1 pseudogene is annotated in these 306 nt (G+C 38.9%); it reads left to right on the top strand.

Features of this window, described 5'->3' with window-relative positions:
* Nucleotides 1-71 precede the first annotated feature (71 nt).
* A pseudogene (locus AOA60_RS33410) lies at nt 72-306 on the top strand (hypothetical protein); the annotation flags it as partial.

Below are 306 nucleotides of genomic sequence, written 5' to 3'. Positions count from 1 at the left end.
GTATAATAATGATGTTTATAAAGAACATTCAATGAATCTATTAGATTATTTTTAAAAGGAGCCGACTAGCTATGCAAGCGCAGCCTAACATACAAAAACAACACGGGGACATCCCCTCCTCACCGGATCAACAAGAGCCACAGCAGAAAACAATGTATCGAATCCTTCTTATCATCGGATTCGTACATTTACTAAATGATTCTATCCAAGCCATTATTCCAGCTATGTTCCCAATCTTAGAAAATTCCATGGGCCTGACCTTTACTCAGTTAGGCTTTATCGCGTTCGCCCTAAACTTAACAGCAT

This window comes from Pseudomonas sp. 2822-17 (assembly GCF_002742485.1).
GTDB classification, from domain to species: Bacteria; Pseudomonadota; Gammaproteobacteria; order Pseudomonadales; family Pseudomonadaceae; genus Aquipseudomonas; species Aquipseudomonas cyclaminis.
This window is presented reverse-complemented; position numbering and strand designations above follow the sequence as displayed.